Source organism: Rhizobium sp. LARHSG275 (genome assembly GCF_052871115.1).
In genome coordinates this window covers 33,373-55,282 of sequence record NZ_JBIXJN010000013.1, presented here as the reverse complement: position 1 = coordinate 55,282, position 21,910 = coordinate 33,373, and the positions used below count along the sequence as shown (strand labels likewise).

Below are 21,910 nucleotides of genomic sequence, written 5' to 3'. Positions count from 1 at the left end.
TGCCCTACAAAGCTATTTAGGACAATCGTCCTAAAAACGTCAAGAGTTAACCGCCAAACGAGATTTGGAACAGACGGCCTACGATCAGCACCGAGATCTCACTTATCGAAAACATGGTCCGCCTGCTCAAGGCTTTTCCTGACCAGAGCGTCGGAAGGGTAAGACCAGGACTGACGGAATCTGCTGATAGGGGGGCAGGTTTGCGTCCGGAGAGACGCCCAGGTCCTGTGGTGCAAGGCCCGGATGGAAAACGAAGGTGCCAAAGATCTGGTCCCAAAGTGTCAGGGTTGCGCCGTAATTCTTGGCCTCATTCACGTCCGCAGAATGGTGGTAACGATGCACTTCCGGACCAACGAAGATGTAATTGGCCCATCCCAGGCGCAGATCAACGTTGAAATGGCTGACGATGCCATGAAAGGCATTGATCACGAGAAAGATCAGAACCGTGTCGGGCGAATATCCCATGAGCCAGATCGGCAGAATGATCGCAAACGCCTGAACGAGCACTGCGTTGAACGGATGCGAAACAGCGTGCATCAGCAGATAAAGCCGTTCCGGCAAGTGATGCGCAGCGTGGATTCGCCAGAGCAACCTTCCCAGTGGCCCCCGCAGTTCATGCATGCCTCGATGGAGGTGGTAATTCATGAACTCGAAGACGAGGAACAGGACTGGCAATTGAATCCAGATCGGCCAATCACGTGCTGGGCCACCGGTTTTGCTGGAAATGGTGATCGTCAGCATCGCAAGTCCCGCGGAGACCAATGCCACGGTCGTCCCGGACGATACGATATAGGCAAGGTCCGGCAACAGTGTTCGCCAGGTCATCGACCAGCGTTTCTGCATCGGCAACGTCAACTCGATAACCAGATAGGTCAACAAGAGTGGCAGGGTGATCAATATCCAGGCGGGGCGCTCGTCCACACCCATCGCCAGGAATCGGTTCAGCGCGTAGACCACCCAGATCCACGAAACCGGGTACAGTCCCCAGCGGATGACCCGCCGAATTTTATTCTCGATAGCCATGTTCGGCCCTCCTTGAGTTTTCAGACAGGTGTCTGATAAGTTCGAGAGAGGTAACAAATTTGAGCGGCAGAACCAGATGAGCCGTGATCATCACGGACAGGTGGAGACCAATATGTCCGATGATCCGCGCGCCGCGCGCACGCGAGCCACATTGAAGGAGGCCCTGATGCAGTTGTTACAGCAGGGTGATTGGTCCGAAATCACTGCAAGCGCCATCTGCCGTCGAGCGGGCGTTGCGCGCTCCTCCTTTTACGAGCATTTCGACACCAAAGCTGACCTACTGGACGAAATCTTTTCCGATATGTTGGGTGACATAAAGCCTTCAACGCGGCCAAGCGAACCGTTGGCGACGCTGAACTGGCTGGTTTCGCACGTGAGCGCAGCACCGGATTTTTTCGCCGGCGCAATGGCGGGCAAGCGTGGCGATGCTTTGCTGCCCCGGTTTCGGACGGCGCTTAAGGTGCGGCTCGAACTGGAGCTGTCCCTCCGCGGAGTGCAGGATGCCTCGGCAAAAGCTGCCTATATCATCGGCGGATCGATGTCCTATCTGGCGGAAGCAAAGGGCGGCGACGTGCGCGAGACGGTCCAAAATCTGGCAATGCGCTTGCTCGTATGACCGGATGAAAGTGATGCGGTGACTATGGCAACACACCTCTGATTGGCCGCGTCTTGCGGCCTTGAGCGAAGCGCAGTCCTGCACGACACCGCAGCTTCTTCCTGAAAGCAGATCTTGCCAGCGATCACGCTGGAGGTCGTCGTTGCGCCGGCGCTGCTATTGCTCATCCTCTGTGCACATGGCGGCAACAGGTTCGAGATCGGACATTCATCACCGTCATTGTACGACACCGGCCTTGCGTAGCCCCTCGACGACGAGCTCGAAATCGGCGGGGTTCTTGAAGGGCAAGACTTTGCGACGGTATTCCAGGGAGTAGTCGGGATTGACGCGCATCACCTCTTGCCACGTCGCGCGAGCCTCTTCGAAACGGCCGAGGTGCCCGTAACAGGCGGCCAGAAGCGCGCGCGAGACATCGGTGACGGGGTTGCGGCTGACGCGCTGCAGCAACAGTTCGACGGCCTCTTGGTACCTTCGCAGTTGAAACAAGGCCAAGGCCTGAAAGTGAAGGACGATATCCGGAAAATACGGGTTCAGGACCCTCGCCCGATCGAAATAGGCGAGTGCCTCCTCAGGCCTGCCCGAATAGATGAGTGTCTCGCCGAGGCTGACCTGCCCTTCGGCGAAGTTCGGATTGAGGACGATCGCACGCTCGGCCTCGCTGATGGCTGCATCGTGCTGTCGCGAGTAAAGCTTGACCATACCGAGCGCCCAGTGCGCCACGGGATCGCTATCATCCCGCGCTACCGCCAGCGTCGCCGCCGCTTCGGCTTGCTCGAGCGAGCGCTGCGGCGACGCGCTCCACCGGTTCAGGTAGTCGAGCCCGTGGGTCAGGGCGAGGAAGGCGTGCGCCGAGGCGAAGTTCGGGTCCAGTTCGATGGCACGTTGCACAAGATCGCGGGCGTCGCTGTTGGTTTGCCTCGTCAGCCGGTGCCACAGCTCCCGGCCACGCAGGAAGCAGTCATACGCCTCGGGATGCCGGGTCTGACCCGGCGCAAGTCTTTGCCGATCGCCCTCGGTCAGGTTGACCGCAAGCGCGCCGACGATCTGCTGGGTGACATCGTCCTGAACCGCGAATATGTCGGTGAGGTCGCGATCGAACCGCTCCGCCCATAGATGCCCGCCGGTGGTCGCGTCGATGAGCTGCGCGGTGATGCGTACCCTGTTTCCGGATTTGCGTACGCTGCCCTCAAGGATATGCCGCACGCCGAGCTTCGTGCCCACCTCCTGCACATGGACGTTCTTGCCCTTGAAAGTAAACGACGAATTGCGAGCGATGACGAAGAGCTGCGACAGCTTCGACAGCGCCGTGATGATGTCTTCCGAGATGCCGTCGGCGAAGTAGTCCTGTTCGGCGTCACCGCTCATGTTGGCGAAGGGCAGGACGGCGATCGACAGCTTCGGTGGCGCTGCCGTCGCCGGTTGGCTCGTTGCGGTTTCCGAGGCCGCGGCTAACTTGGTCGCTGCGCTGCCGACTTGCAGCGAATAGACCCGGATCGGCTCGGCAATGTTCTTGAGCTGCGTGCTGCCGAGATCGTTGACCGAGAGGTCGAGCCTCGCCTTGACCTGGCGATAGGCATCCTCGGACAGGCAGATGGCGCCCGCCGCGGCGACGCCCTCCAATCGCGAAGCGATGTTGACGCCGTCGCCCATCAGATCGCCGTCGCTTTCCTCGACGACATCGCCCAAATGGATACCGATCCGGAACTCGATGCGACGGTCCTGCGGGACGCCGTGATTGCGCTCCACCATGCCGTTCTGCACCTCGATGGCGCAGCGCACGGCGTCCACGACGCTGCGGAACTCGACCAGCGCACCATCGCCGGTGCGCTTCACCACCCGGCCATGGTGCACGGCGATCGTCGGATCGATGAGATCGCTGCGCAGCGTGCGCAACCTCGCCAGGGTGAGGTCCTCGTCGGCGCCGGCAAGGCGGCTGTACCCGACCACGTCCGCGGCCAGGATCGCAGCCAGCTTTCGGTTCTCGCTCATGGCGCTGTCTCCCGACGTCCATGATAGCAGGGAGACAGAGGGCAAGAAACAAATTTCAGCCGCGGCCCAGGGCGATCCTGGTTGAGATCGCGTTGGCCATGACGGATGTGGACGCGGCCGGTGGTGCAGCCTCACGCAATGACGGCTCCGTCATGCTGCCGGCCGCCCAACGCGGTCGTTCCGGGTCGGGTCACGACGATCTCCGCACCTCTGAACGTCCGCCACCCGTCTCTTTGGGAACCCTGACATCGGGCTTCGCCGACGCACCACCCCGTCACTTCTGTTCCTCCCAGTACCTTTCCCAGAGGTCGAGCCGTGGCTTCAGCGGATCGGCTCCGAACGTCACGCCGTGATTGGTGAAGTCGATGACCCTGTGGACGAAGGGGTCGTGGTGAGGCCATTTTGGCCGTGAGCCTCCATTGGGGTCACCGCTCGTTGCAAATTCGACCCAGTAAGCACTCGCCAATGTGGCCATCGCCCAGTCGGCAGGCGTCACCTTGTCTTTCACCAGTGCGTCTGGAATGTCGAGCGTAAACGGAATTTCGAAGCCGTGCGGAGTGCCTTTCCATGCCGGATCGTTACGCAGAGCCTCGGCGACATAGGAGAAACGATACCACCACGTCGGTTGACCAGCGCGGATCATCTCGTCAGCGAGGTGCCGGGATGGTTCGACAAGCGTTTTGTCGGCCAGAACCTGCTGCTTCAACTCATCGAGGGTTTGTTGGCCGGTGGGATCGTAGAGGCTGCGGGCTTCGCTGGCATGCTTCCCGAAGAGCGCGAAGAGATCGTCTTTCGTCGCGGCCTGACCGATACCGATATCCCGATCATTTGCCCCAACGATGACCGGAACCTGCGCTTGACGGCCGGCCGCAAAAGCCGCTTCCGGCGTTTCGAGCAAAAAGCGTCCGTCAATCATCGCGCCTGAGATGCCGATGACGGGCTTGCCTGTCGACATCCCCGCCAGCACCTCTTGTGCCGATGCACCTTCGGTCAGCTTTTCCGCTGGCAGCGCCCGAAGGGCCGTGAGAGCCTCGGCATCGCTTCCATTGATTCCGAGGGAAGCCGCATAGTCCAACGCAGTTTTCTCTGCTTCTTTCAATGTTGACAAAGGCGTGACCTCAGCACGCGCGGTCGGCAGACCCGGTGACTGTAGGATGGCGCCGCGGAAAAGCCCCCGTGACAACGGCGATATCATATGCGCCATCACCGAGCCGCCACCGGCCGACTCTCCGAATATCGTCACTTTCTTCGGATCGCCGCCGAAGGCTTCGATATTTTTCTGGACCCATTTCAAGGCTGCAAGCTGGTCCATGTAACCATAGTTGCCGACGGGCTCGTCAGGGGATTCCTTCATCAGCGCCGGATGGGCAAAATAACCCAATCGCCCCATGCGGTAGTTCATGCTGACGAACACAACTCTCTGGGCGGCTAGCTGACCACCGGGATATTGAGGGGTGTTTCCATGGGCAAGAGCGCCGCCGTAAATCCAAACCATCACCGGCAGGGGTGTCCTGGAACGCTTGGCGGGTGTCCAGACATTGAGGGTCAAACAATCCTCCGACTTCGGTAGGTCGTCGGTCTGCATGCAGGACGGGCCGAAATCGCGGGCATCCTTGATACCGCTCCATGTCTCCACTGGTCTCGGATTGCGCCATCTCAGGTCACCCACCGGCGGCGCGGCATAGGGTATGCCTTTGAAGCTGACGACCGTGCCCGACCTCTCACCCTTCAGCATTCCGCTGTCGATCGTCACGGTGTCCTCTGCCGCACCCAATCGTGGCGCGAAGGTCAGCTGACACGATGCGACGGCCAAAAAGAGCAGAAACGTGCGCCCGCCGTCCGCAAACACTGCACTCTCCAGCGCCAAGTTGAGACAGTTTGGGAGCAAAATACTCTGATGGAGCGGCAACGAAAAGGGTCCGTCCGACGTCGATAAGAGTCCGCCATCGGTGGATAGCTGCCGTAGCGCTCCATAGAGCAGACGACGGAAGGCACTCCATTAACCGCTTATAAAGCTTTTGAAGCCACGCCTATTATTTTTTCGGCGGGTGGATCATGAAGACGTGGATGACGAAAGCCTTGCTGTTGGTGTCGGGGTTGGCATTGTCCATGTCGGGCGTGCTGCTCCGACCGTTCTGGTTATCCGAATGGGGGCCGATCACCTTCATTTTCCTGGTGTGGCTGGTCATGTCCGTTGTTTTCGGCTGGGCAGGAAAAGGTAAACCATACTCGATCCGCTTCGGGCTCATCGTCGGCAGCGGCATCGCCCTGACCTTTCTCGCAACATTCTACACCAACTCCTATGTCGGCATCGGCCTGTTGCTCGCGCTCATTTATCTGGGCGTCAAGACGAAGTTCTTTGAACGGCGGTGGGCCGAGTAGCTCCGGCGTCAACCGGACATGGACCCGCGGCGTTTTGGATACGAGCAGGGGGATGTCATCTCATGCGGCGATCCTGCACAGAGATCGTCGCCTGCCCCTCATCCGGCTGCCGCCACCTTCTCCCCGTAAACGGGGCGAAGGGGATATGCCGCAACCTCTCCGTCCCTCTCTGGCGTCTCGTATGGCACGTCCCCTCTCCCCGTCAGAACGGGGAGAGGGTTAGGGTGAGGGGCAACCCTCGGCGTGGCGCGCCGTGAGAAGGCATTCACACCCTTCACCTCGTCAACCACCCCTCGCCCCCCGCAAAGCCGTCAACCCCCTCCGCAGCCACAAGAGCTGCTGCGGCGGCATCTGGCGCAGATGGGCGTAGTCCATCACCGTGACGTTATAGACCATGCTGCGCACCTGCGGCCCGTCCGGGCAGCGGAGCAGGATGCCCTGCAGCGCCATCATGCGGTTGCTGGCTTTGCGGGCGCGGTCGGCGAAGGTTTCGGTCTGCTCGCCTTCGTGGCCTTTGACGGAGAACAGCGATTGCGCCCTCGGGCTCGGGGCCGGGATGCCTGTCGTCTTGTGGTAGCGGGCGATCGCCTCGGCATAGTCGTCGCCGGCTTGGCGCTGTTCGGCGGTGATCAGCCCGTCGAGGAACATGCGGCCGAGGGTGTAGCCGGCAAAGGGGCTCCTGACCGTCTCGTCATCAACCGTCCGGCCGAAGCCGTGGATGCGGCGGCGGGCTGAGATCGCCACGCTGATATTGTCCTTCTCGGTTTCGAAGGGCTTGATCTTGCCGCCGGGAAAACGCTCGACATTTTCCTTGCGCGGCCGGCCGGCGCCCTTGTTAACCCGTCCTGTCTTCACCTTGGTGGCTTTGCCGCCCATGCTGATCGTCCTTCTATCGAATGATGCCGTTTCTGAGTGCCGCGGCGACCAGCGCCGTTTCCTTGAAGACGCCGAGCTTCATCTTGGCGTTGGCGATGTGGGTGTTCACGGTGATCGGCGAGATGCCGAGAATGGTGCCGATCTCGGCGGCCGTCTTGCCCGCCGCCATCCAGCGGATCACTTCGGTTTCGCGTGGGGTGACGTGGCTCATGGCTCCGCAGGCCCATCGATGGACGGCACGCGCGGCATCGTCACATGGGCGCCCGACAGGGTCACCCGCGTGACGCGGTCGGGGTGGCGGATCGGCTGGACGGGCGGGCCCGCCTTCGGCTGCGGATGCCAGGTGTCCTGCCTGGAGGGAAACCTGTCGCGGTTTCGATGCGCCATGTTGATGACGGTGTTCTTCTTCGAGCCGAACAGGTTGGCGATTTCTCTCGCCGACAGCCCTTCCTTCCAGAGCTTTTCCGCCTTGACGATCTTGTCTTCCGTCCAAAAGGTGATGGTCACTTGGTGGCCTCCTGTGCATCTCGTGCGGCGCGGGCGATGATCGGGTTGTCGGGAAACATGCGGGCGAGCTCCCGCTTGGCGTTGCGGCTGCCATTGGCCGCATCGCGCAGCAGCTGCATCTTGTAGGCCGGCACTTTCGGCCGCGGCACCTCGGGGTCCGCTTCGAGGCGCGGCCGGCGCTCGGCCTCGATCGCCGCCTGCTGATGGCGGCACTCTTCGGCAAAGCTCGCCGAGCTCGGGGCGAAGGCGCGGTTATGATCCCTGACCTTTCCGCAGATGAAGCGTTTGGCGGCCCGCCAGACCGCCTCTGCCGGCAGGCCCTCGACGGCGACGAGATAGGCGCGGATCTGCATGTCGGGATCAGTGCCTGCGGATGCCGGGAAGCCAGAAAGCATCCCCGAAATGATCTTCACCAGAGGGGAAATCTCGTGCGGCATCCACTGCTGTCCTTCTCGTGCTGATGTTGACCGACCCGGCCTCCCTCGCCTTCTCCTTGAGGTACCAGTCGCATTTGATCGCCTGCCAGCCGCGGAAGATCTGCATCTCGGCGGCGCCGACCGGATCGCCGGTCATCAGATATTCCCTGGCCTGCATCCGCGCGGCATAGACCGTCAGCGGCTTCTTCAACGTGCGCTTGCGATGCTCGATGATCGCTGCCGCCAGTTCCTCCCCCAGCACCGGGCGGAGGATTTCCATGATCTCACTCACCGTGTCCTTAGCCATGCGATGTGCCTTTCCCGCTTGAGACGGCCTCTTCAAATCCGCAGCCTCAGCCGCCCGCCGGCAAAATTGACCGGGGCGCCGGGCCTGGCGGTGCGGCGGGCAAACCGCCGGATCTCTGAGCCGGCTTGGTCCTGCTGGCGGTGTCGCCCTTCTCGGCGCTTCGGAGCCGGTGGATCTCGGTTTCCACCGACGGCACCGACACCCCGAGGATGGCTGATATTTCGATGTAGTCCCGGCCGGTGCGGAAGAGGTCGAGCACGTTCATGTCAGTGCTTTGATGCGCCGGCGCGGCCTCGGCCTGGAAGCTCATCGCTTGATCCTTCTTTCCGATTTCGAACGCGGCTCGCCGTTCCCGCCGGAGCGGGCAACTCGCCACGTGCTTGATTTCAAATTCATCGGTGACGACCGGAGCCGGCTCTTGCGCGAGCAAAGGCTCCGGTCGTCTGCCAGGCCGCCGCCTGGGTCGGACGCGGCATCGCCGCGCCCGCTCGGCGCGACAGAGTCGCGTCCGAGATGCTGGCGTCGCCGAGGGAGGGCAACGACGCCAGCGGCCGATAGCCTTCAGGGAGGGGCTGGGCTATCGGGGTTGGGGATCGATAGAGCGCCGGGCGGGATCATCGTTTCCCGCATGTCTTCCGGGCTGGTCGGCCGGCCGCAATTTTCGCAGTGGCGCTCGATCACTTCGGCGATCGACAGCGCCTTGCTGCACATGGGGCAGCCGGTGTAGCGGGCGGGTGTTGCGGTGGAGACGGTCATATCGATTCCACCTTCCGGTTGGCGTTCAGCACCTGCTGCAGGGCCCTGGCGAGGAAGGGAATATCCTCGTTGCGAACTGATATCACCGACATCCGCCCTCCCCTTGGGCCTTGCGGCCGATGAATGATGACGCCGGTCGGCATGACGTCCATGGCGAGCCGCTCTTCCGAGGAAATGGTGAACCTCATGGTGCCGTCTCCCCAGCCGCAGAACGTGGCCCGTCGTTGATGATGTCGCTGTTTGTCATGGCGATTAGGGTACATTTAATACCCTACATGTCAAGCATATTAGGGCATGACATGTACCTTATTTTAGGGTATTTTTTATATCATGTTGAAAGATCAGGAACAATTTGAGCGCGAAGAACGCGCAAAGCGCCTCGTCATGGCCCGAAAGAATGCGGGCTTTGCCGGGCCGAAGGCGATCGTCGATCGGTTCGGCTGGAATGCCAATGTCTACAAGGCGCATGAATCCGGCCGCAACGGCTTCGGCATTGCCGATGCGAAGAAATATGCCCGCGCTTTCAAGGTCAATCTCAACTGGCTGCAGTTCGGCGCCGGCAACGCGCTCGATCCGGATGAACTGCCCGCCTCCGTCGCCGACGTGCCAAAAATCTCCTGGGTCAGCGCCGGGCAACTGAGCGAGCAGGCGCCAATCACCGATTTTTCGGAATTCCCGACGGTCGCCGCCCTCGATCTGCCCGATGGCGAATGGATCGCGCTCGAGGTCGAAGGCAATTCGATGAACAAGATCTCGCCGCCCGGCTCGATCATCTTCGTCAATCTGCGCGACAAGCGCCTGGCGCCGAACGCGCTCTATGTCGTCGCCGACGAAACGGGGGCTGCAACCTACAAGCGCTATCGCCCGAACGACGAGCCGCCGTTTCAGCCGGCTTCCTACGAAGACGTGCCGCCGCCGGAATTCCAGGGCGCCGTCACCATCGTCGGCCGCGTCCGCCGATCGATCATCGAGATGTGAGGTTCCATGCCAGGCGCGCTCGAGGATCTCACCGTTTTTGGGTGTACTACCGGCACCCGTGTGCGCACATCACCAAGCTGCCGGGCAGATCAGCAGAAGATAACATTGGAGGGGAAATGCTTGCTTTTATGGGAACATGGCCGGCGCCAGTTGTTTACGGCCTGGTTGGGGGGATATTCGGGGCGATCGGCGCAGCTATCGGCCATCTGGCGGCCAAGCGATTTCCGAACGCTAGAACGATCATTGTTGTTCTGTTTCTTGCCAGTTCAAGCCAAGTCACCAAACTGATCGTCATTCCCAGAATCCAGAATGACGAGGCGAACGCTAACCTGCCGCAGAAGATTGACGCCATTACCACTCTTGAGCGCATCTCTGTCGAGGGGAAGACGGTCCGATATTTTTACCGTCTGAGCGATTCCCTCCCTTTAACGGATGGGGCCGTTATGAAATCAGGCATTGCCCCGTCCGTGTGCTCTTTCTGGAAGCCGAAGCTTGATTCGGGCGAGGCCGAACTCGCCGTCTACAACTACGCCTTCAAGGATGGGCAGTCGAGTTTCGATCTGAGGGCAAGCGATTGCCAATAACGTCGCGACGTCAGGTCGTCCGTTAAAGAATATCTCAATGATTCAAACGTCGTACGAAGGGTAAAAGATGCTAAAACCGACATCGCGCACCGGCAGAATCTGGTTCTATATCGTGACCTTTGCAGTGTTTCTCCTGGCGTTCAGCGCCGCGCGGGAGATCTATGGTCTTTAGGATTTCGCTCTGAACCTTGCCGGATGGCATCCAGGCCCGCCTCGATCACCTCGTCGGTGATTTCGATTTCATGCGCATGGCCGGCCTCTTTTTTCTCGTAGCTTCATACTTCAACTTCAGTTCTCTACCCTATCTCTTAGGCTTGGGAGGAGAAGGTTCCTGAAGGCTGGTGAGGGAGGGTTCCGGCCAAAGCTTCCCCCTACCCCATGAGCAAAGCCCATGAAGCCGGGGGAGCATTGGCCAAGTCCTGAAGGCCGGAGCCGGGATGGGACACGTGCCAGAGGGGCCATTCGCTTCGCCCTCGTCCTGATTTTCTGACAGCGCACTTAAGGACTTTCGCTTCCCGCGCCGCTGGGCTTCGTCAGCTCGGGAGTTGCACCCGGTCGCCCAATCACTGGCCCCAGACATAGACCTATGATTCGTACCCCGTCAACCGCTGAGGTATTTTTTATACCTTTCATGGTTGACGCGATAGGGTATTATATATACCTTTCGCTAATAAGCCGATCAGAGGCGCGAGAGGACAGGCGAGCAGCACATTCGCAAGATCGAGACCGAGGAAAGCAGGCGGGATGCCCGCTGGAATGGCGCGCAGACGATCGGCGACTGCCGCGCCTATATGGCGATCGAGGCCCAGCGCATGGGCGCGCTTGGCTTTGCGTTCCTGCGCCGTCCCGAACATTTAATCCGCGGCCCGTCCTGGCTGCGCGGTGCGGCGGCTTCCGTCGAGGAGCACTACCGCTACGCCCGTGAGATCATGGGCATCGCCAACAACGATCAATTCTACGCCTGAGGGGAACGAAGATGCCTGCCGCCAAGCTTACACCTGGTTCCACCGAGCGCCCTTCCCTTCCTGCCGCCCAACGGGCCGTTGCAACCGAAAGGACCTGCGCCAAGGCCCGCGTCGCCGCCGGGGCACCCGATCTGCTGGCGGCGCTGGTGGAGGCCGAACGCTTTTTCGATGGCAGCGCCGATCACGGATGCCCGCTTCACCAGAAGATCCTCTCCGCCATCGACACGGTGAAAGGCGGCGCAGCATGCGCAATTGCCTGATCAAGGCCTTTTCCGGCTGCGCCTGCCCGTCCGGCAAATGCGCTGAAAAGCCCACCACCCCGGCGCCGCTCACCTTCGTCTCGTGGCGAACCCAGGCCATCGCCTGCCTCGCCTTCGGCTTCCTCGCGGCGATCGTTACGGCCGGCTGGATGGAGACGCAGTTCAAAACCCGGGATCTGCGAAACCAGGAGCAGGTATCATGGAAGTGAGCCAGGACTTTGCCAGACACGCCGATCAGGAGCTGAACTTGATGTCGCTGGCCTTCGCCGCGGTGATGAATGCCCGCCGCACCTGCTCGGGCTCGGCGGCATCATTGAACACATCAAGTACAAGCCGTTCGGCCACCTTGGCCGCCGGCGTCTGCTCGGGCCAATCGTTCAGCAAAGTGTTGCCGGCCTGAACGACATTGTAGACCGTTCTGGTCTTGCCATTGATGGTGATTTTCACCGGTTTGAAGCTTCGTCGCTTGCTCATGATGCAGCCCCCTCACGCTGGACACGCGACTCAACGAATCACTTCGGGACTCGTTCCAGTTGAGATGATTCTTCGTTCGCCAGCCGCGCGCCGAGCCCTATGTCCTCCGCCCGCATGACAGAGCCCGGCTCGGATGCGTGCGAGAATGCGGCAGATGAAGCCCGAACCGGGAGGCAACACAATGGACCTTCAGAGTCTCGTCGCCGCGCATATGCCAAACCGCCGCCGCCCGACGCCGATGGGTGCCGCGGCCGAGGACCGATACTACCGAAATCAGATCACCGTGCCGCGCCTGAGGCTTCGGCTCCTCGGGCTGACTGCCGCGACCGCCGGCCTGACGCTGCTTCTGGCTGGCGTCATCCACACATGAGGTGCCGTCATGCTCCGACAGAGCGATCATGCTATGCTGCGATCCGTTGTGGGGGACCGCGCGATGGACGACAGCGAGGCTGACCGGGCGGCGATCACGGCCGTGATCCGCGCCGAAACCGAGGCCTGGCTGCAGCGGGACTTCGAGGCGCTGGCGAGCCACTGGGTGCAGTCGCCGCAGACCCGGCGGATGGAATATTTCGCCTCGCTCGGCGTCCGGGTGGACGAAGGCTGGGATCCGATCGCCGCGCGGATCAGGAAAATCGTCGAGCGATTCCCGGAGAAACACGCCTTTTCGGAGCGCGTCCGCTGGGAAAAGGTCAACCTCGTCGTCGACGGCAACATGGCTTGGATGACCTTCGATCAGATCGGCAGCGACACCGGCGAAGATCGTAAGCGCCAGCTCCGGATCCTCCACCGGATCGACGGCGCCTGGAAGATCGGCTGCATGGTGATGATGGAGAGCAGCGTCGAGGAGGCGAACTGCCCGCTGATCGAGGTCGACGCGGATGCAAGGATTCTCTGGACGAACCGGCTGGCGCGGGAGCGGATGCCTGGCCATCCCGGGCTCGCCGCCGCCGCCGGCCGCCTGCGTGCCCGGCGGCGCGAACGCGACCCTGCGCTGCGCGAGGCGGTACGCCTGGCATTTCGCGAACTGCAGAGCCAGAGACCGCTGAACATCGCGCCGAAGCAGGCCTGGTCGGTGGCGCTCGGCGAGGACGCGGCGGGGATTCCGCTCCACTGCTGGGTCCTGCTCGAGGACAGCAAGACGCTCATCTCCTTCGACGACGCCGAGACGCTGGTGCGCCGGATCGCGAGTGCGCGGGAGGTTTTCGGCCTCTCGCCGGCGCAAACCCGGCTTGCGCGCCTGATCGTCGATGGCCATGACCTCACCGCCGCCGCCGATCTGCTCGGGGTCAGTGTCAACACGTTGCGCACCCAGCTACAGCGCATCTTCGACAAAACCGGCGTCCGCAACCAGGCGGCATTGGTGCGAGCGCTGTTGAGCGCCGGGGCTCCGAGCCAATAGGCTCGAGCGCCGACCCTGCCGCATCCGGGCCAACCCAACCTTTCAATCTCGGCCATGATGCGCCGATCAGGTGATACGGTCTGCAAGCGCTGTCCCTCTCGCACCTTGACCGCGAGGCTTTATGCCGTTTCAAAGACTGCCACCATGACGGGCGGCAGCTTTGCCCCAAGAAGACATTGTTCAGGCACTTATCGCAGTCGGGACTGATTTATTCGGATATACTTGAAGAAGCTTACCTCCTCCCAATAATTATCTTATTTTCGAGTCGCTGCCCCCGCATGTTGAGATAAACACGTCCGTTCGCGCCTCTGAAAGCCAAGTCGAACTTCAAAACTTCGATACAGGTGTCGGGATTATCTCTGTCGTCTGAACATCGGTTACTACGGTCTTCTCGAACTTGCTCGTCCAGAATTCCGTGTTGGACTTGGGTGTCGTCGCTACATTGCATCCGCGCCGATCTGAACCATAAGCGTCGTTCTGCTCCCACATTGACAGGACGCCCACGGTTGATGGGTTACCCGAGGCTGGTATGGGCACTATGCCGAACGCGGGTTGGCCACGAGGCTTATGCGCGATGATCTCTCGGCCAGTGCAGCGGGACGGACCTGTTGTTAGTCATATCCACGGCCAAGGCAGCATTTTTTTCGACAAACTGCTGAGCTTCCTTCAGGGAAGTGGGGTATTTCAGGCCAAGGCGGTAATAAGGAAAACCCCTCCTGATAAGGAAGGCCGCGACAGCCCAACCCTTTTTGTCCGTCGCGGTCGGCGGCCGAAAATCTGATCCGGTCCTGTAAGTTATGCCCGAACAACGTGGACAAGTCTTTTGGGTAGCATCGGCACGGCGTTTGAAAACCCGTTGGCAGTCGAGACAAGCGAATTTCGTGAGCGAACTGGTCATGCGATCCCGCAATGAATCCAAAGGTACCTTCGGAAACTGCTGCAATCAACGTGTCATTGCAAGTGCGAGATCGCCGCTCCGATCCAGTCGGTCTATGGTTTCCGACGGCAGTTGGAAGAAACTCAGGCATGTCGGTTTGAAGATATTTGTCAAACGTGTTGCGGGTGGTGAGATCACAGTCGGCGGCTGAGATCGCAGCGCAGCGCCGCATTTTCCATCGGCCGCGGCTTCTCGGTCTTGCGGTTCAAGGCGATCCGGCGACCGCCAGTTCAGACGGTCGCCGGTTCAGCTATTTGGCCACGTGCCAAACTCCCCCAACGCCGTCGCCCTTGGCTTCACCGGCTTTCTTATCCTCGACATAGGTGTAGAGCGGCTTGCCCTCGTAGGCCCACATCTCTTTGCCATCCGCAGCTTTGACCAGAGTCCATTCGCCTTCTGCCTTGGCCTTGGCTCCGGCGTGGAAAGCCGGCCACTTCTTCAGGCAATCCTTATCGCAGTTGGATTTGCCGTTTGTATCTTTGTCGAAGGTGTAAAGGACCATGCCTTTTTCAGTCGCCAGGACCTTGCCCATTTTCGTGTCCACCATCTTGGCAGGCTCGGCCGCAAAAGCGGATCCGGCTAAAGCAGTTAACGCGCCTATCGCAATCAATATCGTTCTCATGATTTTTCTCCCATTCGGCACCGGCGGAATGCCGGCAGTACCCGATCTAACTGGCAAAAACGCCCGACTATGAAAGCAGTTCCATCCACGGGGGACGAATACGACAGATCCAGCAATGGTTATAACGTCCGCGAGGCGCCAAAGACGGCTATTAGCGGCAACGTCTTCCCACAGCTGCGGCCGTCATCTTCTGGCTCTGATTAGTGAGTCCTGACCCTAGATGGAGGCACTCGTTGCTGGTCAGCCAGCGCCGAAGGTTTCCGCGTCCATCTGACCGGACCGGGGGCCAAGGCGCTCCGTCAGGTTCTGGAGGAGCCTATCCCGGGCGGAGTTCTGGACGAGATCGATGGCCAGGGTCAGGGCGTGGCGGCCTTCGTTGCTATCGATCTCACAGTGGTTCTTTGTACACCACTGCCGAACCGCAGTGATGACGACTTCGATGTCTTGATCGGACAATGTAATGAGGGACTGAAGCATTTCGATGCCTCCAAAATCCGAGAGCGCCTACGGTCCGCCAAGGGATGAAACCGATCGCTAAAGCGCGTCGCGATCTTTCAGATTCGCTTGTCGCGCTTTAGGTCTTTGTTTTTACGCATGTCGTTGTCGCAAAACCGCTGCACACTTTTGCGCGACATGCTTTAGTGATGAGCAGTGGACGTCGCTGCGTTGACCTGCACCGAATAGGGGCTGTCAAACCTGGTGATCAGCAGCGTAGCCAGTTCCTCCGGCGTCCTGTGCCCTTGGCTATAAAGATCGGCAGCCGCGCTGCAGAGCAATTGCGTTGCTCGTTCCGTCGGCGTGACATGATTATGCCGGTACCAGGTCCGAATAGCCTCCGTAAGCACGTTCACGTCTTTCGTCCGGAGCGAGAGATTGAAATCGATCATATCATCCTCCTACGCCTTGCCGCTCCGGGTTAATCTTGAGTTCAAGCTCGCGCTAAAAAATTTAAGCCATTGGCTCCTCGCTGCCAACTATCAGTGCGGTTGCGCACAGTGGCCGTAAGGGCATCGGCATCGATGACGAAAGCATGCCCGATACTGTTGATTTGAAACCTGCTGAACGGCAAAATAAGCGACTTATCCTGCCGGGCTTTGAAGGATTTCGAATGCCACGCTTCTACTTCAATATCCTGTCGGAAGCCGGGTCGCTCGAAGACTGGGAAGGAACCGAGCTTCCCGGTCTGGACGCTGCTCGCATGGAAGCGGTGCGTGATGCTCGCGCATTGATGAGCAGTGCCGTGCTGCTCGGATATGACATTACGTCAAGAAGCATCGAGATCAGAAATGAAGCAGGCGATATCCTGCTCGTGTTGCCCTTTTCGGAAGCGGTTAAGCGAATGGATTGATCTACCTGGCGCGGAGCGGAAGACCCAGCACCTTTTCGTATTCGCGCTCCGGCACTCCATAGCAGCCACCGGCAATTTCGATCAATTTTTCCCTATCCAATATTCGCACGTTTCCGCGGGTCGATCGGATGGCGTGGACGCCCTCAAGGACGTGTAGTTCATTGGTGACGCCGGAACGCCGGACGCCGAGCATCAACGCCAGAAATTCATGGGTAATAGCCAGGTTGTTGCCTTCAAGGCGGTCATGACACATCAGGATCCACCGAGCCAGCCGTTCATGCATATTGTAGCGGGCGTTCGCGAGCGCCGAATGGGCGAGCTGCAGCACGGTTGTGTGAACATAGCGAAGGAAGAAATCCTTCATCTCGGGATCATCGGCGAGCGCGCGCTGAAACGTCTCCATCGGCACTATAATTCCCGACCCTGCGACTTGCATGAAGGTGCGCGTGGGGGTGGTCTCTACCGCCAGGACGACGTGCATCCCGGATACGCCTTCGCGCCCGATATGGCCAATTTCCACCACTTCTTCGTCGATGCTGCTGACAACCATGGATGCCAGGCCTCTTTCCAAGAAGCAGACATGCGTAGTCGGCACGTCGTGATCGACAAGAGCATGCCGTAATGGCAGGTCGACGCGCTCCATCCCTTCCGAGAGGCGTGCGAAGCGTTCCGCGCTCAACATTTTCAGCAGGGTATTTTCGACAGTCGATTGGTCAATGTGAGTCATAGCGGCTCCGCATGGGAGCTTGGATGTCAAAACCAAACGCCTGTGAGTTGGTGAAAAACTACGGGACGGCCGTTGGTTTGGCCATAGGTCCCGGGGAAGTGTGCGTTTATGACAAAACCGCACATAAGCCGCTGAAATTGTTGATGATCAGCGGCGATAAACCGGCAGCGGCCTTTCGATACCGGCCAAAGACCCTAGCACATTTTGCCTCGGCATGCGCGCTCATTGCGAAAGGACGAGCGATTCACAAAATAAATATCTGCCTTTTGCGGATCGTTGCTAAAAGCCGCAATCAATCTCGCCAGCCAAGTCGGCGGCAATGCGCTTCGGCGGTCAGGACCGCCGCCTTTCGGTCAACGTAAGGACCTGGCAGATAGACCGTGACGCCGCGGAAACTGACGATCACCGCCTTTGTCACGCTATCGAAGACGATGGCCATATCAGGCTCGTAAGCCATTTGTTTTCCTGACGACGCTTACTCCATCGAAATGTGCTCTTATTCGAATGAAACAAGGTGCCGACTGCAATCCTTCAGGCGCTGGCTTTTCACGGCTTGTGACCGAAGCGGCGGAACGACTGGTGCGACGAGCGATCCAGCTGACGATTGGTGCGGAACCGCACAGGAACTTTTCCGAGTATCAATGGGTTAGTTCAAAAGGATCGCACAGGTGCCCCTCTTGTGACGGGGCCGTACGCCAACCCTTCCTTCCTGTGCGATCCGTCCGTTCCCAATTTGCCCCGTTCCGGCGGGGCTTCTTTTTGATCCATAGCGCGCAAGGCGCGAGGACGGCCAGGGACGCGGCAGGATTTGGCGATGATGCCACACGCAGGTTCTGCGCCTCACGGAGCCGATGCACCGTTCCTGTTCAGCCGCGCCTGGTTATAACTTTCCTGCAGAAAAAGCATAACGAAGGGAAGGACGGGCTTTCGGTCGCCGCGGTTGAACCGTGCCCATCCAGGAAGTGTGCTGTTCTGGGATGCCGACATGCATAAAACCAAGAGCTAAAGCGTGTCGCATGAATCGAATGGTGAAATCCTGGGGAATTTTGGCTGAGATCCGCAGAATCGAAAAACCCCGCCGGAGCGGGGCTTCAGACTGGTCGGAGTGGAGTGATTCGAACACTCGACCCCCACGTCCCGAACGTGGTGCGCTACCAGACTGCGCTACACTCCGTGACCAGCGGCGCTTCTATAGAACAGCCTATCTGGTTGCACAAGCACCAAATTCCAAAAAGCCGGCGGAAATTTTGACGGGGTTGTGACAGGTTGGGAGGTCGGCGGCTGCAGCAAAAAGACACACCTGCCGCAAATCGAACTTAAGTCTCAATGGGGCAATTTTCTTTTGCCGGGTTCCGCGCTAAAGGGCAGACGGGACAGGCGAAACCGCTCACGGGGGCGGCTTGCCAGCCAATGCGCTAGAGATCAGGGACGACACGATGAATTTCCGCATGATGACCGCGGCCGGGCTTGCCATTGCGCTTGCCGGATGCACGACCATTCCTTCCGCCGGCAATCCGATCGAGGCCCGCTGGGTGGGCAAATCGGCCGGCGTCTTCTTTGCCGCCTACGGGCCGCCGATCAGCGACAGCGAGCAAGGCTCGAGCACCATCTATACCTGGCGGGGCGGCTACAAGACCCTGCGCATCCCGGCGAAATATGCCGAAGGCGCCGATGGCAAGCGCGGCAAGCAGATCGCGTCGGCCCGCACCGCCTATCTGCGCTGCCAGGCCGAAATCACCACCAACTCCGATTACACGATCCGCGACATCCGCACCGTCGCCGACATCCCCGGCGTCGACGGCCCGTCCTATTGCGCAGAGTTTTTGGCGCCCGAACAGAAGTAACGGACGGTTTCCTCGGCACGGGGCCATTGTTGCTTGGTGCCGAGAGCCGCCCCTCATCCGGCTGCCGCCACCTTCTCCCCGCTCGCGGGGCGAAGGGACAACGCCGCGACCTCTCCGTTCCACACCAACCTCTGGCAGGGCACGTCCCCTCGCCCCGTTTACGGGGGTCTGCAGGACGGGGCGAGACACGTGGCTCGACCCCGGTAAGGTTACAGTGAGGGGCTGAGTTTTCAACAATCTCATAAGCTACGCCCTCACGCCGCCTCCCCGCCTGCACCCCAGCTTCCGCCAGCTTCCGCGCCGCGACGAAATCCACCTTGCCCGAACCCAGCACCGGCACCTTGCCGATCCTGACCTCGGCCGGCACCATCATGTCCATGGCGCCCTTGGATTTGGCGTATCAGATGCATGTGGAATTTCCTCGTCCCGCAAACTTCGGAGGTCCGAGGAGGTTCCGGCCCGGCTCGAAATCGGGGATATCCGGGTGGATGAAATCCAACGCGGCGACGGACGATCGTCGCGGTCGTTCAAGGATGGGCACCGGGCGCCTGCGGCAGCCGGAGACGCAAGGTTGCGTCATCGCGCCGATCAAAAATTGGGCTGGTCCTAGGCTCTTGAACGGTCCGCTGTCGCCCACAATATCATTTCGATCAGGATCATTGGTGGCGTGAAAGGAGGAAAAAATGCCGCTGAACGATGTCCCATGGGTTCGGCCGGTGAGACTCCGGTTGCAGTGCGGATTGGAGCGCGCCTTCACAAGCGTCTACGACGCCCTGGATTTTCTCGAGAACGAGTGGCCGCTGCGTCATGGAGAGCGCCATGATCGGGCGGTGAAGACGTGTCGCGGCGCCCTCAACGGCATCATACCAAGCATGGTCGCGCGGGAGGCTTTTGTCGCAGCCTGCCTGGAAGCCGGCATGCCGACGGTGCTGGCCCCCTGGAAGGCCAAACCCGCCGCGCATCCGCCCAGACCGGCGCGTCAGGTTGGCGACCGATATCAAAGACGCCAGGCGCATTGACGCGAGGAGAGCGCGAGCAAAGCTCAGGATGTCAGCGAAGAGTCGGATGAGGCGTTCGAATTGGCGCTCGGTAATGCGGCGCCACGGTCTAAAAAGTCAGCCGCAGCTGCGGTTCCGCTGCCGGTGCTCGTCCTTCCAGCGAGGAGAGGGTGACGCCGAGCAGCCGTATGCCCTTTCGCGGCGGAAAGATCGGCGCGAGCAGCAGGTTGACCAGATCCTCGAGGTCGGCGATTGCCGGCAGGGGTGCCAGAACCGTCTTGCTGCGCGTGATCTGGCTGAAGTCGGCATATTTCACCTTGAGCGTCACTGTCTTGGCGGCGATGCCGTTGGCCTCGCAGTAAGCCCACACCTTTTCGATCAGCGGCTGGAGCCCTTCGCGAGCAGGCTCCAAGGCGTGGAGGTCCTCTGAGAAGGTATCTTCGGCGCCGACGGATTTACGCACCCGGTCGGGCTTGACCTGGCGCTCGTCGATGCCGCGGGCGATGCCATAAAAATAGGGCCCCGACTTGCCGAAATGCTCGACGAGGAACTCCAGCGTCTTCTCCTTGAGATCGGCGCCTGTTTCGATCCCGAGTTGATGCATCTTCTCGGTGGTCGCCGGTCCGACGCCATGGAATTTCCGGACGGGAAGCTGCTCGACGAAAGTCGGCCCGTTCTTCGGCGTGATGACAGCCTGGCCGTTCGGCTTGTTGAGGTCACTTGCCATCTTGGCAAGGAACTTGTTGTAGGAAATCCCGGCCGACGCGTTGAGGCCGGTGACCTGCTTGATCTTGGCGCGGATCTCCAGAGCCACCTCGGTGGCGATCGTCATGCCTTTCAGATTTTGCGTCACATCGAGATAGGCCTCGTCGAGCGACAGCGGCTCGATCAGCGGCGTGTATTCGGCAAAGATCTCACGGATCTGCTGCGACACCGCCTTGTAGACGGCAAAGCGCGGCGGCACGAAGATCAGGTCAGGACATTTGCGCTTGGCGGTCACAGACGGCATTGCCGAGTGAACACCGAATTTGCGGGCCTCATAGCTCGCCGCCGCCACCACACCCCGGGCGGCCGACCCGCCGACGGCAATCGGTTTGCCGCGCAAGTCCGCATTATCGCGCTGCTCGACCGACGCATAAAAAGCATCCATGTCGACATGGACGATTTTCCGGATGGGGGGTGAGCTTGTCTCGTTCATGGCGGTTTCAGCGATCGCGATGGGATCGGCCTCTGACATTGCGCGCCGAAACAAAAACAGAACATAGCAGGCTCGGAATGCGATATCAACAATTCCAGTCGGCGGCCGGGACCGCCGTCGAAACTACCAGCCGCCCAAGGCGTTCTCATCCTGTGGACATCGATATCAGGAGGCAGCCAATGGCGGACGACAGCACGACCACGATCCGAGCCAGGTTCGAAACACGCGAAGCCGCCGACCTGGCGGTCGAACATCTGGTTCAGCAGCATGGGATTTCGAGGCCCGACATCTTTATCCAGTCGGCAAGCGACCGGAACAGCGCCGGCTCGGCGCCATCAGGCGGGGATGCCTCTCATGACGATGGCGCCCGTCGCGATGCGCCACTCGAAGGCGAGATCGAGGTCTCGGTGGATATCGCATCCAGACAGGTCGCCGCCGTCCAGCGCAGTCTCCGAGCTGCCGGCGCAGTGCGTGTATCGAGCCGCTGAGCGCGGCCGATAATCTCTCGAAATCCGCGCCGAGCGCAATTTCAAGACGACCAGCCGCGCGACGAAATCGTCCTAGCCTCACGATGACGGGCTGTTCTTCCAGGTCAGCGCAAAGACGCGCAGCCAGTTGTCGAAAGCGATTTCGACAGCGTCTGCCTGTCGATCCTGCGGGGGATCACCGCGCCGGCGCCCGTCTCAAGACCCCTCCCCAACCCC

30 protein-coding genes, 1 tRNA gene and 1 pseudogene are annotated in these 21,910 nt (G+C 60.4%); 13 read left to right on the top strand and 19 right to left on the bottom strand.

The genetic code is table 11. The features are described from left to right. Window positions 1-126: 126 nt before the first annotated feature. Window positions 127-1,023: a sterol desaturase family protein gene (locus tag ACIPSK_RS18755; protein ID WP_162118233.1), complete on the bottom strand. Its 897-nt coding sequence runs from the start codon at window positions 1,021-1,023 to the stop codon at window positions 127-129. Between the two features lie 76 nt (window positions 1,024-1,099). On the opposite strand from ACIPSK_RS18755, the gene ACIPSK_RS18750 reads away from it, so the two are divergent. Then, window positions 1,100-1,639: a TetR/AcrR family transcriptional regulator gene (locus ACIPSK_RS18750; protein ID WP_162118234.1), complete on the top strand. Its 540-nt coding sequence runs from the start codon at window positions 1,100-1,102 to the stop codon at window positions 1,637-1,639. A 216-nt stretch (window positions 1,640-1,855) separates the two neighbouring features. On the opposite strand, the gene ACIPSK_RS18745 is transcribed toward ACIPSK_RS18750, so the two are convergent. Then, entirely contained in the window at window positions 1,856-3,628 is a 1,773-nt protein-coding gene (locus tag ACIPSK_RS18745; protein ID WP_162118235.1) for an adenylate/guanylate cyclase domain-containing protein, read from the bottom strand. Window positions 3,629-3,902: 274 nt separating this feature from the next. Then, window positions 3,903-5,477: a carboxylesterase family protein gene (locus tag ACIPSK_RS18740; RefSeq protein ID WP_162118236.1), complete on the bottom strand. Its 1,575-nt coding sequence runs from the start codon at window positions 5,475-5,477 to the stop codon at window positions 3,903-3,905. A gap of 206 nt (window positions 5,478-5,683) precedes the next feature. Between ACIPSK_RS18740 and ACIPSK_RS18735 the strand changes: the two genes are divergently transcribed. Continuing rightward, window positions 5,684-6,010 (top strand): hypothetical protein, encoded by a 327-nt coding sequence (locus tag ACIPSK_RS18735; RefSeq protein WP_446532955.1) that lies wholly within the window; start codon window positions 5,684-5,686, stop codon window positions 6,008-6,010. A gap of 282 nt (window positions 6,011-6,292) precedes the next feature. On the opposite strand, the gene ACIPSK_RS18730 is transcribed toward ACIPSK_RS18735, so the two are convergent. The 8 genes and pseudogenes from ACIPSK_RS18730 to ACIPSK_RS18695 form a co-directional block, all read right to left on the bottom strand. Beyond that, a complete protein-coding gene (locus tag ACIPSK_RS18730; protein WP_162118237.1) occupies window positions 6,293-6,886 on the bottom strand; it encodes a hypothetical protein in 594 nt (197 codons plus the stop codon). Window positions 6,887-6,899: 13 nt separating this feature from the next. Beyond that, window positions 6,900-7,097, bottom strand: coding sequence for a response regulator transcription factor (locus ACIPSK_RS18725; RefSeq protein ID WP_162118238.1), 198 nt, complete (start codon window positions 7,095-7,097; stop codon window positions 6,900-6,902). Next, complete coding sequence (locus tag ACIPSK_RS18720) at window positions 7,094-7,393, bottom strand: GcrA family cell cycle regulator (RefSeq protein WP_162118239.1); 300 nt, start codon at window positions 7,391-7,393, stop codon at window positions 7,094-7,096. The genes ACIPSK_RS18725 and ACIPSK_RS18720 overlap by 4 nt, the downstream gene beginning before the upstream one ends. Beyond that, a complete protein-coding gene (locus ACIPSK_RS18715; protein ID WP_162118284.1) occupies window positions 7,390-7,788 on the bottom strand; it encodes a hypothetical protein in 399 nt (132 codons plus the stop codon). The genes ACIPSK_RS18720 and ACIPSK_RS18715 overlap by 4 nt, the downstream gene beginning before the upstream one ends. After that, complete coding sequence (locus tag ACIPSK_RS18710) at window positions 7,754-8,116, bottom strand: hypothetical protein (protein WP_162118240.1); 363 nt, start codon at window positions 8,114-8,116, stop codon at window positions 7,754-7,756. The genes ACIPSK_RS18715 and ACIPSK_RS18710 overlap by 35 nt, the downstream gene beginning before the upstream one ends. 32 nt (window positions 8,117-8,148) lie before the next feature. Next, window positions 8,149-8,426 (bottom strand): annotated as a pseudogene (locus ACIPSK_RS18705) (sigma-70 family RNA polymerase sigma factor). Window positions 8,427-8,677: 251 nt separating this feature from the next. Beyond that, window positions 8,678-8,872: a hypothetical protein gene (locus ACIPSK_RS18700; protein WP_162118241.1), complete on the bottom strand. Its 195-nt coding sequence runs from the start codon at window positions 8,870-8,872 to the stop codon at window positions 8,678-8,680. Beyond that, entirely contained in the window at window positions 8,869-9,060 is a 192-nt protein-coding gene (locus ACIPSK_RS18695; RefSeq protein WP_162118242.1) for a hypothetical protein, read from the bottom strand. Before ACIPSK_RS18695 ends, ACIPSK_RS18700 begins: the two co-directional genes overlap by 4 nt. A gap of 142 nt (window positions 9,061-9,202) precedes the next feature. On the opposite strand from ACIPSK_RS18695, the gene ACIPSK_RS18690 reads away from it, so the two are divergent. The 5 genes from ACIPSK_RS18690 (at window position 9,203) to ACIPSK_RS18670 (ending at window position 11,868) form a co-directional block, all read left to right on the top strand. After that, window positions 9,203-9,850, top strand: coding sequence for a S24 family peptidase (locus ACIPSK_RS18690; protein ID WP_162118243.1), 648 nt, complete (start codon window positions 9,203-9,205; stop codon window positions 9,848-9,850). Between the two features lie 116 nt (window positions 9,851-9,966). Beyond that, a complete protein-coding gene (locus tag ACIPSK_RS18685; RefSeq protein WP_162118244.1) occupies window positions 9,967-10,434 on the top strand; it encodes a hypothetical protein in 468 nt (155 codons plus the stop codon). 710 nt (window positions 10,435-11,144) lie between these two features. Further along, a complete protein-coding gene (locus tag ACIPSK_RS18680; protein ID WP_162118285.1) occupies window positions 11,145-11,399 on the top strand; it encodes a hypothetical protein in 255 nt (84 codons plus the stop codon). An 11-nt stretch (window positions 11,400-11,410) separates the two neighbouring features. After that, window positions 11,411-11,659 (top strand): hypothetical protein, encoded by a 249-nt coding sequence (locus ACIPSK_RS18675; protein WP_162118245.1) that lies wholly within the window; start codon window positions 11,411-11,413, stop codon window positions 11,657-11,659. After that, a complete protein-coding gene (locus ACIPSK_RS18670; protein WP_162118246.1) occupies window positions 11,644-11,868 on the top strand; it encodes a hypothetical protein in 225 nt (74 codons plus the stop codon). The genes ACIPSK_RS18675 and ACIPSK_RS18670 overlap by 16 nt, the downstream gene beginning before the upstream one ends. A gap of 25 nt (window positions 11,869-11,893) precedes the next feature. Here ACIPSK_RS18670 and ACIPSK_RS18665 read toward each other — a convergent pair whose 3' ends face one another. Continuing rightward, on the bottom strand, window positions 11,894-12,133 hold the full coding sequence (locus tag ACIPSK_RS18665; protein WP_131643076.1) for a DUF982 domain-containing protein: 240 nt from the start codon (window positions 12,131-12,133) through the stop codon (window positions 11,894-11,896). A 181-nt stretch (window positions 12,134-12,314) separates the two neighbouring features. Between ACIPSK_RS18665 and ACIPSK_RS18660 the strand changes: the two genes are divergently transcribed. Both ACIPSK_RS18660 and ACIPSK_RS18655 read left to right on the top strand, forming a co-directional pair. Further along, window positions 12,315-12,503, top strand: coding sequence for a hypothetical protein (locus tag ACIPSK_RS18660; protein ID WP_162118247.1), 189 nt, complete (start codon window positions 12,315-12,317; stop codon window positions 12,501-12,503). Between the two features lie 9 nt (window positions 12,504-12,512). Next, complete coding sequence (locus ACIPSK_RS18655) at window positions 12,513-13,532, top strand: helix-turn-helix transcriptional regulator (protein WP_162118248.1); 1,020 nt, start codon at window positions 12,513-12,515, stop codon at window positions 13,530-13,532. A gap of 1,187 nt (window positions 13,533-14,719) precedes the next feature. On the opposite strand, the gene ACIPSK_RS18650 is transcribed toward ACIPSK_RS18655, so the two are convergent. The 3 genes from ACIPSK_RS18650 to ACIPSK_RS18640 form a co-directional block, all read right to left on the bottom strand. Beyond that, window positions 14,720-15,091: a COG4315 family predicted lipoprotein gene (locus ACIPSK_RS18650; RefSeq protein ID WP_162118249.1), complete on the bottom strand. Its 372-nt coding sequence runs from the start codon at window positions 15,089-15,091 to the stop codon at window positions 14,720-14,722. Window positions 15,092-15,331: 240 nt separating this feature from the next. After that, window positions 15,332-15,568, bottom strand: a complete 237-nt coding sequence (locus ACIPSK_RS18645) for a hypothetical protein (protein WP_162118250.1) — start codon at window positions 15,566-15,568, stop codon at window positions 15,332-15,334. 161 nt (window positions 15,569-15,729) lie between these two features. Continuing rightward, a complete protein-coding gene (locus tag ACIPSK_RS18640) occupies window positions 15,730-15,978 on the bottom strand; it encodes a hypothetical protein (protein WP_162118251.1) in 249 nt (82 codons plus the stop codon). A 221-nt stretch (window positions 15,979-16,199) separates the two neighbouring features. Here ACIPSK_RS18640 and ACIPSK_RS18635 point away from each other — a divergent pair, with 221 nt between their 5' ends. Further along, on the top strand, window positions 16,200-16,439 hold the full coding sequence (locus ACIPSK_RS18635) for a DUF6894 family protein (RefSeq protein ID WP_162118286.1): 240 nt from the start codon (window positions 16,200-16,202) through the stop codon (window positions 16,437-16,439). Between the two features lies 1 nt (window position 16,440). Here the strand turns inward: ACIPSK_RS18635 and ACIPSK_RS18630 are convergent, their stop codons facing one another. From ACIPSK_RS18630 to ACIPSK_RS18620, 3 genes are all read right to left on the bottom strand, one after another. Beyond that, window positions 16,441-17,166, bottom strand: a complete 726-nt coding sequence (locus tag ACIPSK_RS18630; protein WP_162118252.1) for a Crp/Fnr family transcriptional regulator — start codon at window positions 17,164-17,166, stop codon at window positions 16,441-16,443. A 292-nt stretch (window positions 17,167-17,458) separates the two neighbouring features. Beyond that, window positions 17,459-17,623 carry a hypothetical protein gene (locus ACIPSK_RS18625; protein ID WP_168724903.1) on the bottom strand — a complete coding sequence of 55 codons (165 nt, stop codon included), beginning with the start codon at window positions 17,621-17,623 and terminating at the stop codon, window positions 17,459-17,461. 640 nt (window positions 17,624-18,263) lie between these two features. Further along, a tRNA-Pro gene (locus ACIPSK_RS18620) sits at window positions 18,264-18,340 on the bottom strand. A 262-nt stretch (window positions 18,341-18,602) separates the two neighbouring features. Here ACIPSK_RS18620 and ACIPSK_RS18615 point away from each other — a divergent pair. Together ACIPSK_RS18615 and ACIPSK_RS18610 are read left to right on the top strand one after the other, a co-directional pair. Further along, window positions 18,603-19,010 carry a hypothetical protein gene (locus ACIPSK_RS18615; protein ID WP_162118253.1) on the top strand — a complete coding sequence of 136 codons (408 nt, stop codon included), beginning with the start codon at window positions 18,603-18,605 and terminating at the stop codon, window positions 19,008-19,010. 683 nt (window positions 19,011-19,693) lie between these two features. After that, window positions 19,694-20,029 carry a DUF982 domain-containing protein gene (locus ACIPSK_RS18610; RefSeq protein WP_162118254.1) on the top strand — a complete coding sequence of 112 codons (336 nt, stop codon included), beginning with the start codon at window positions 19,694-19,696 and terminating at the stop codon, window positions 20,027-20,029. Between the two features lie 88 nt (window positions 20,030-20,117). On the opposite strand, the gene dinB is transcribed toward ACIPSK_RS18610, so the two are convergent. After that, entirely contained in the window at window positions 20,118-21,206 is a 1,089-nt protein-coding gene (gene dinB, locus ACIPSK_RS18605; RefSeq protein WP_162118255.1) for a DNA polymerase IV, read from the bottom strand. A 179-nt stretch (window positions 21,207-21,385) separates the two neighbouring features. Between dinB and ACIPSK_RS18600 the strand changes: the two genes are divergently transcribed. Continuing rightward, the gene (locus ACIPSK_RS18600; protein WP_162118256.1) at window positions 21,386-21,694 is read left to right on the top strand and encodes a hypothetical protein; all 309 of its coding nucleotides are present in this window, start codon (window positions 21,386-21,388) and stop codon (window positions 21,692-21,694) included. Window positions 21,695-21,910: the final 216 nt, after the last annotated feature.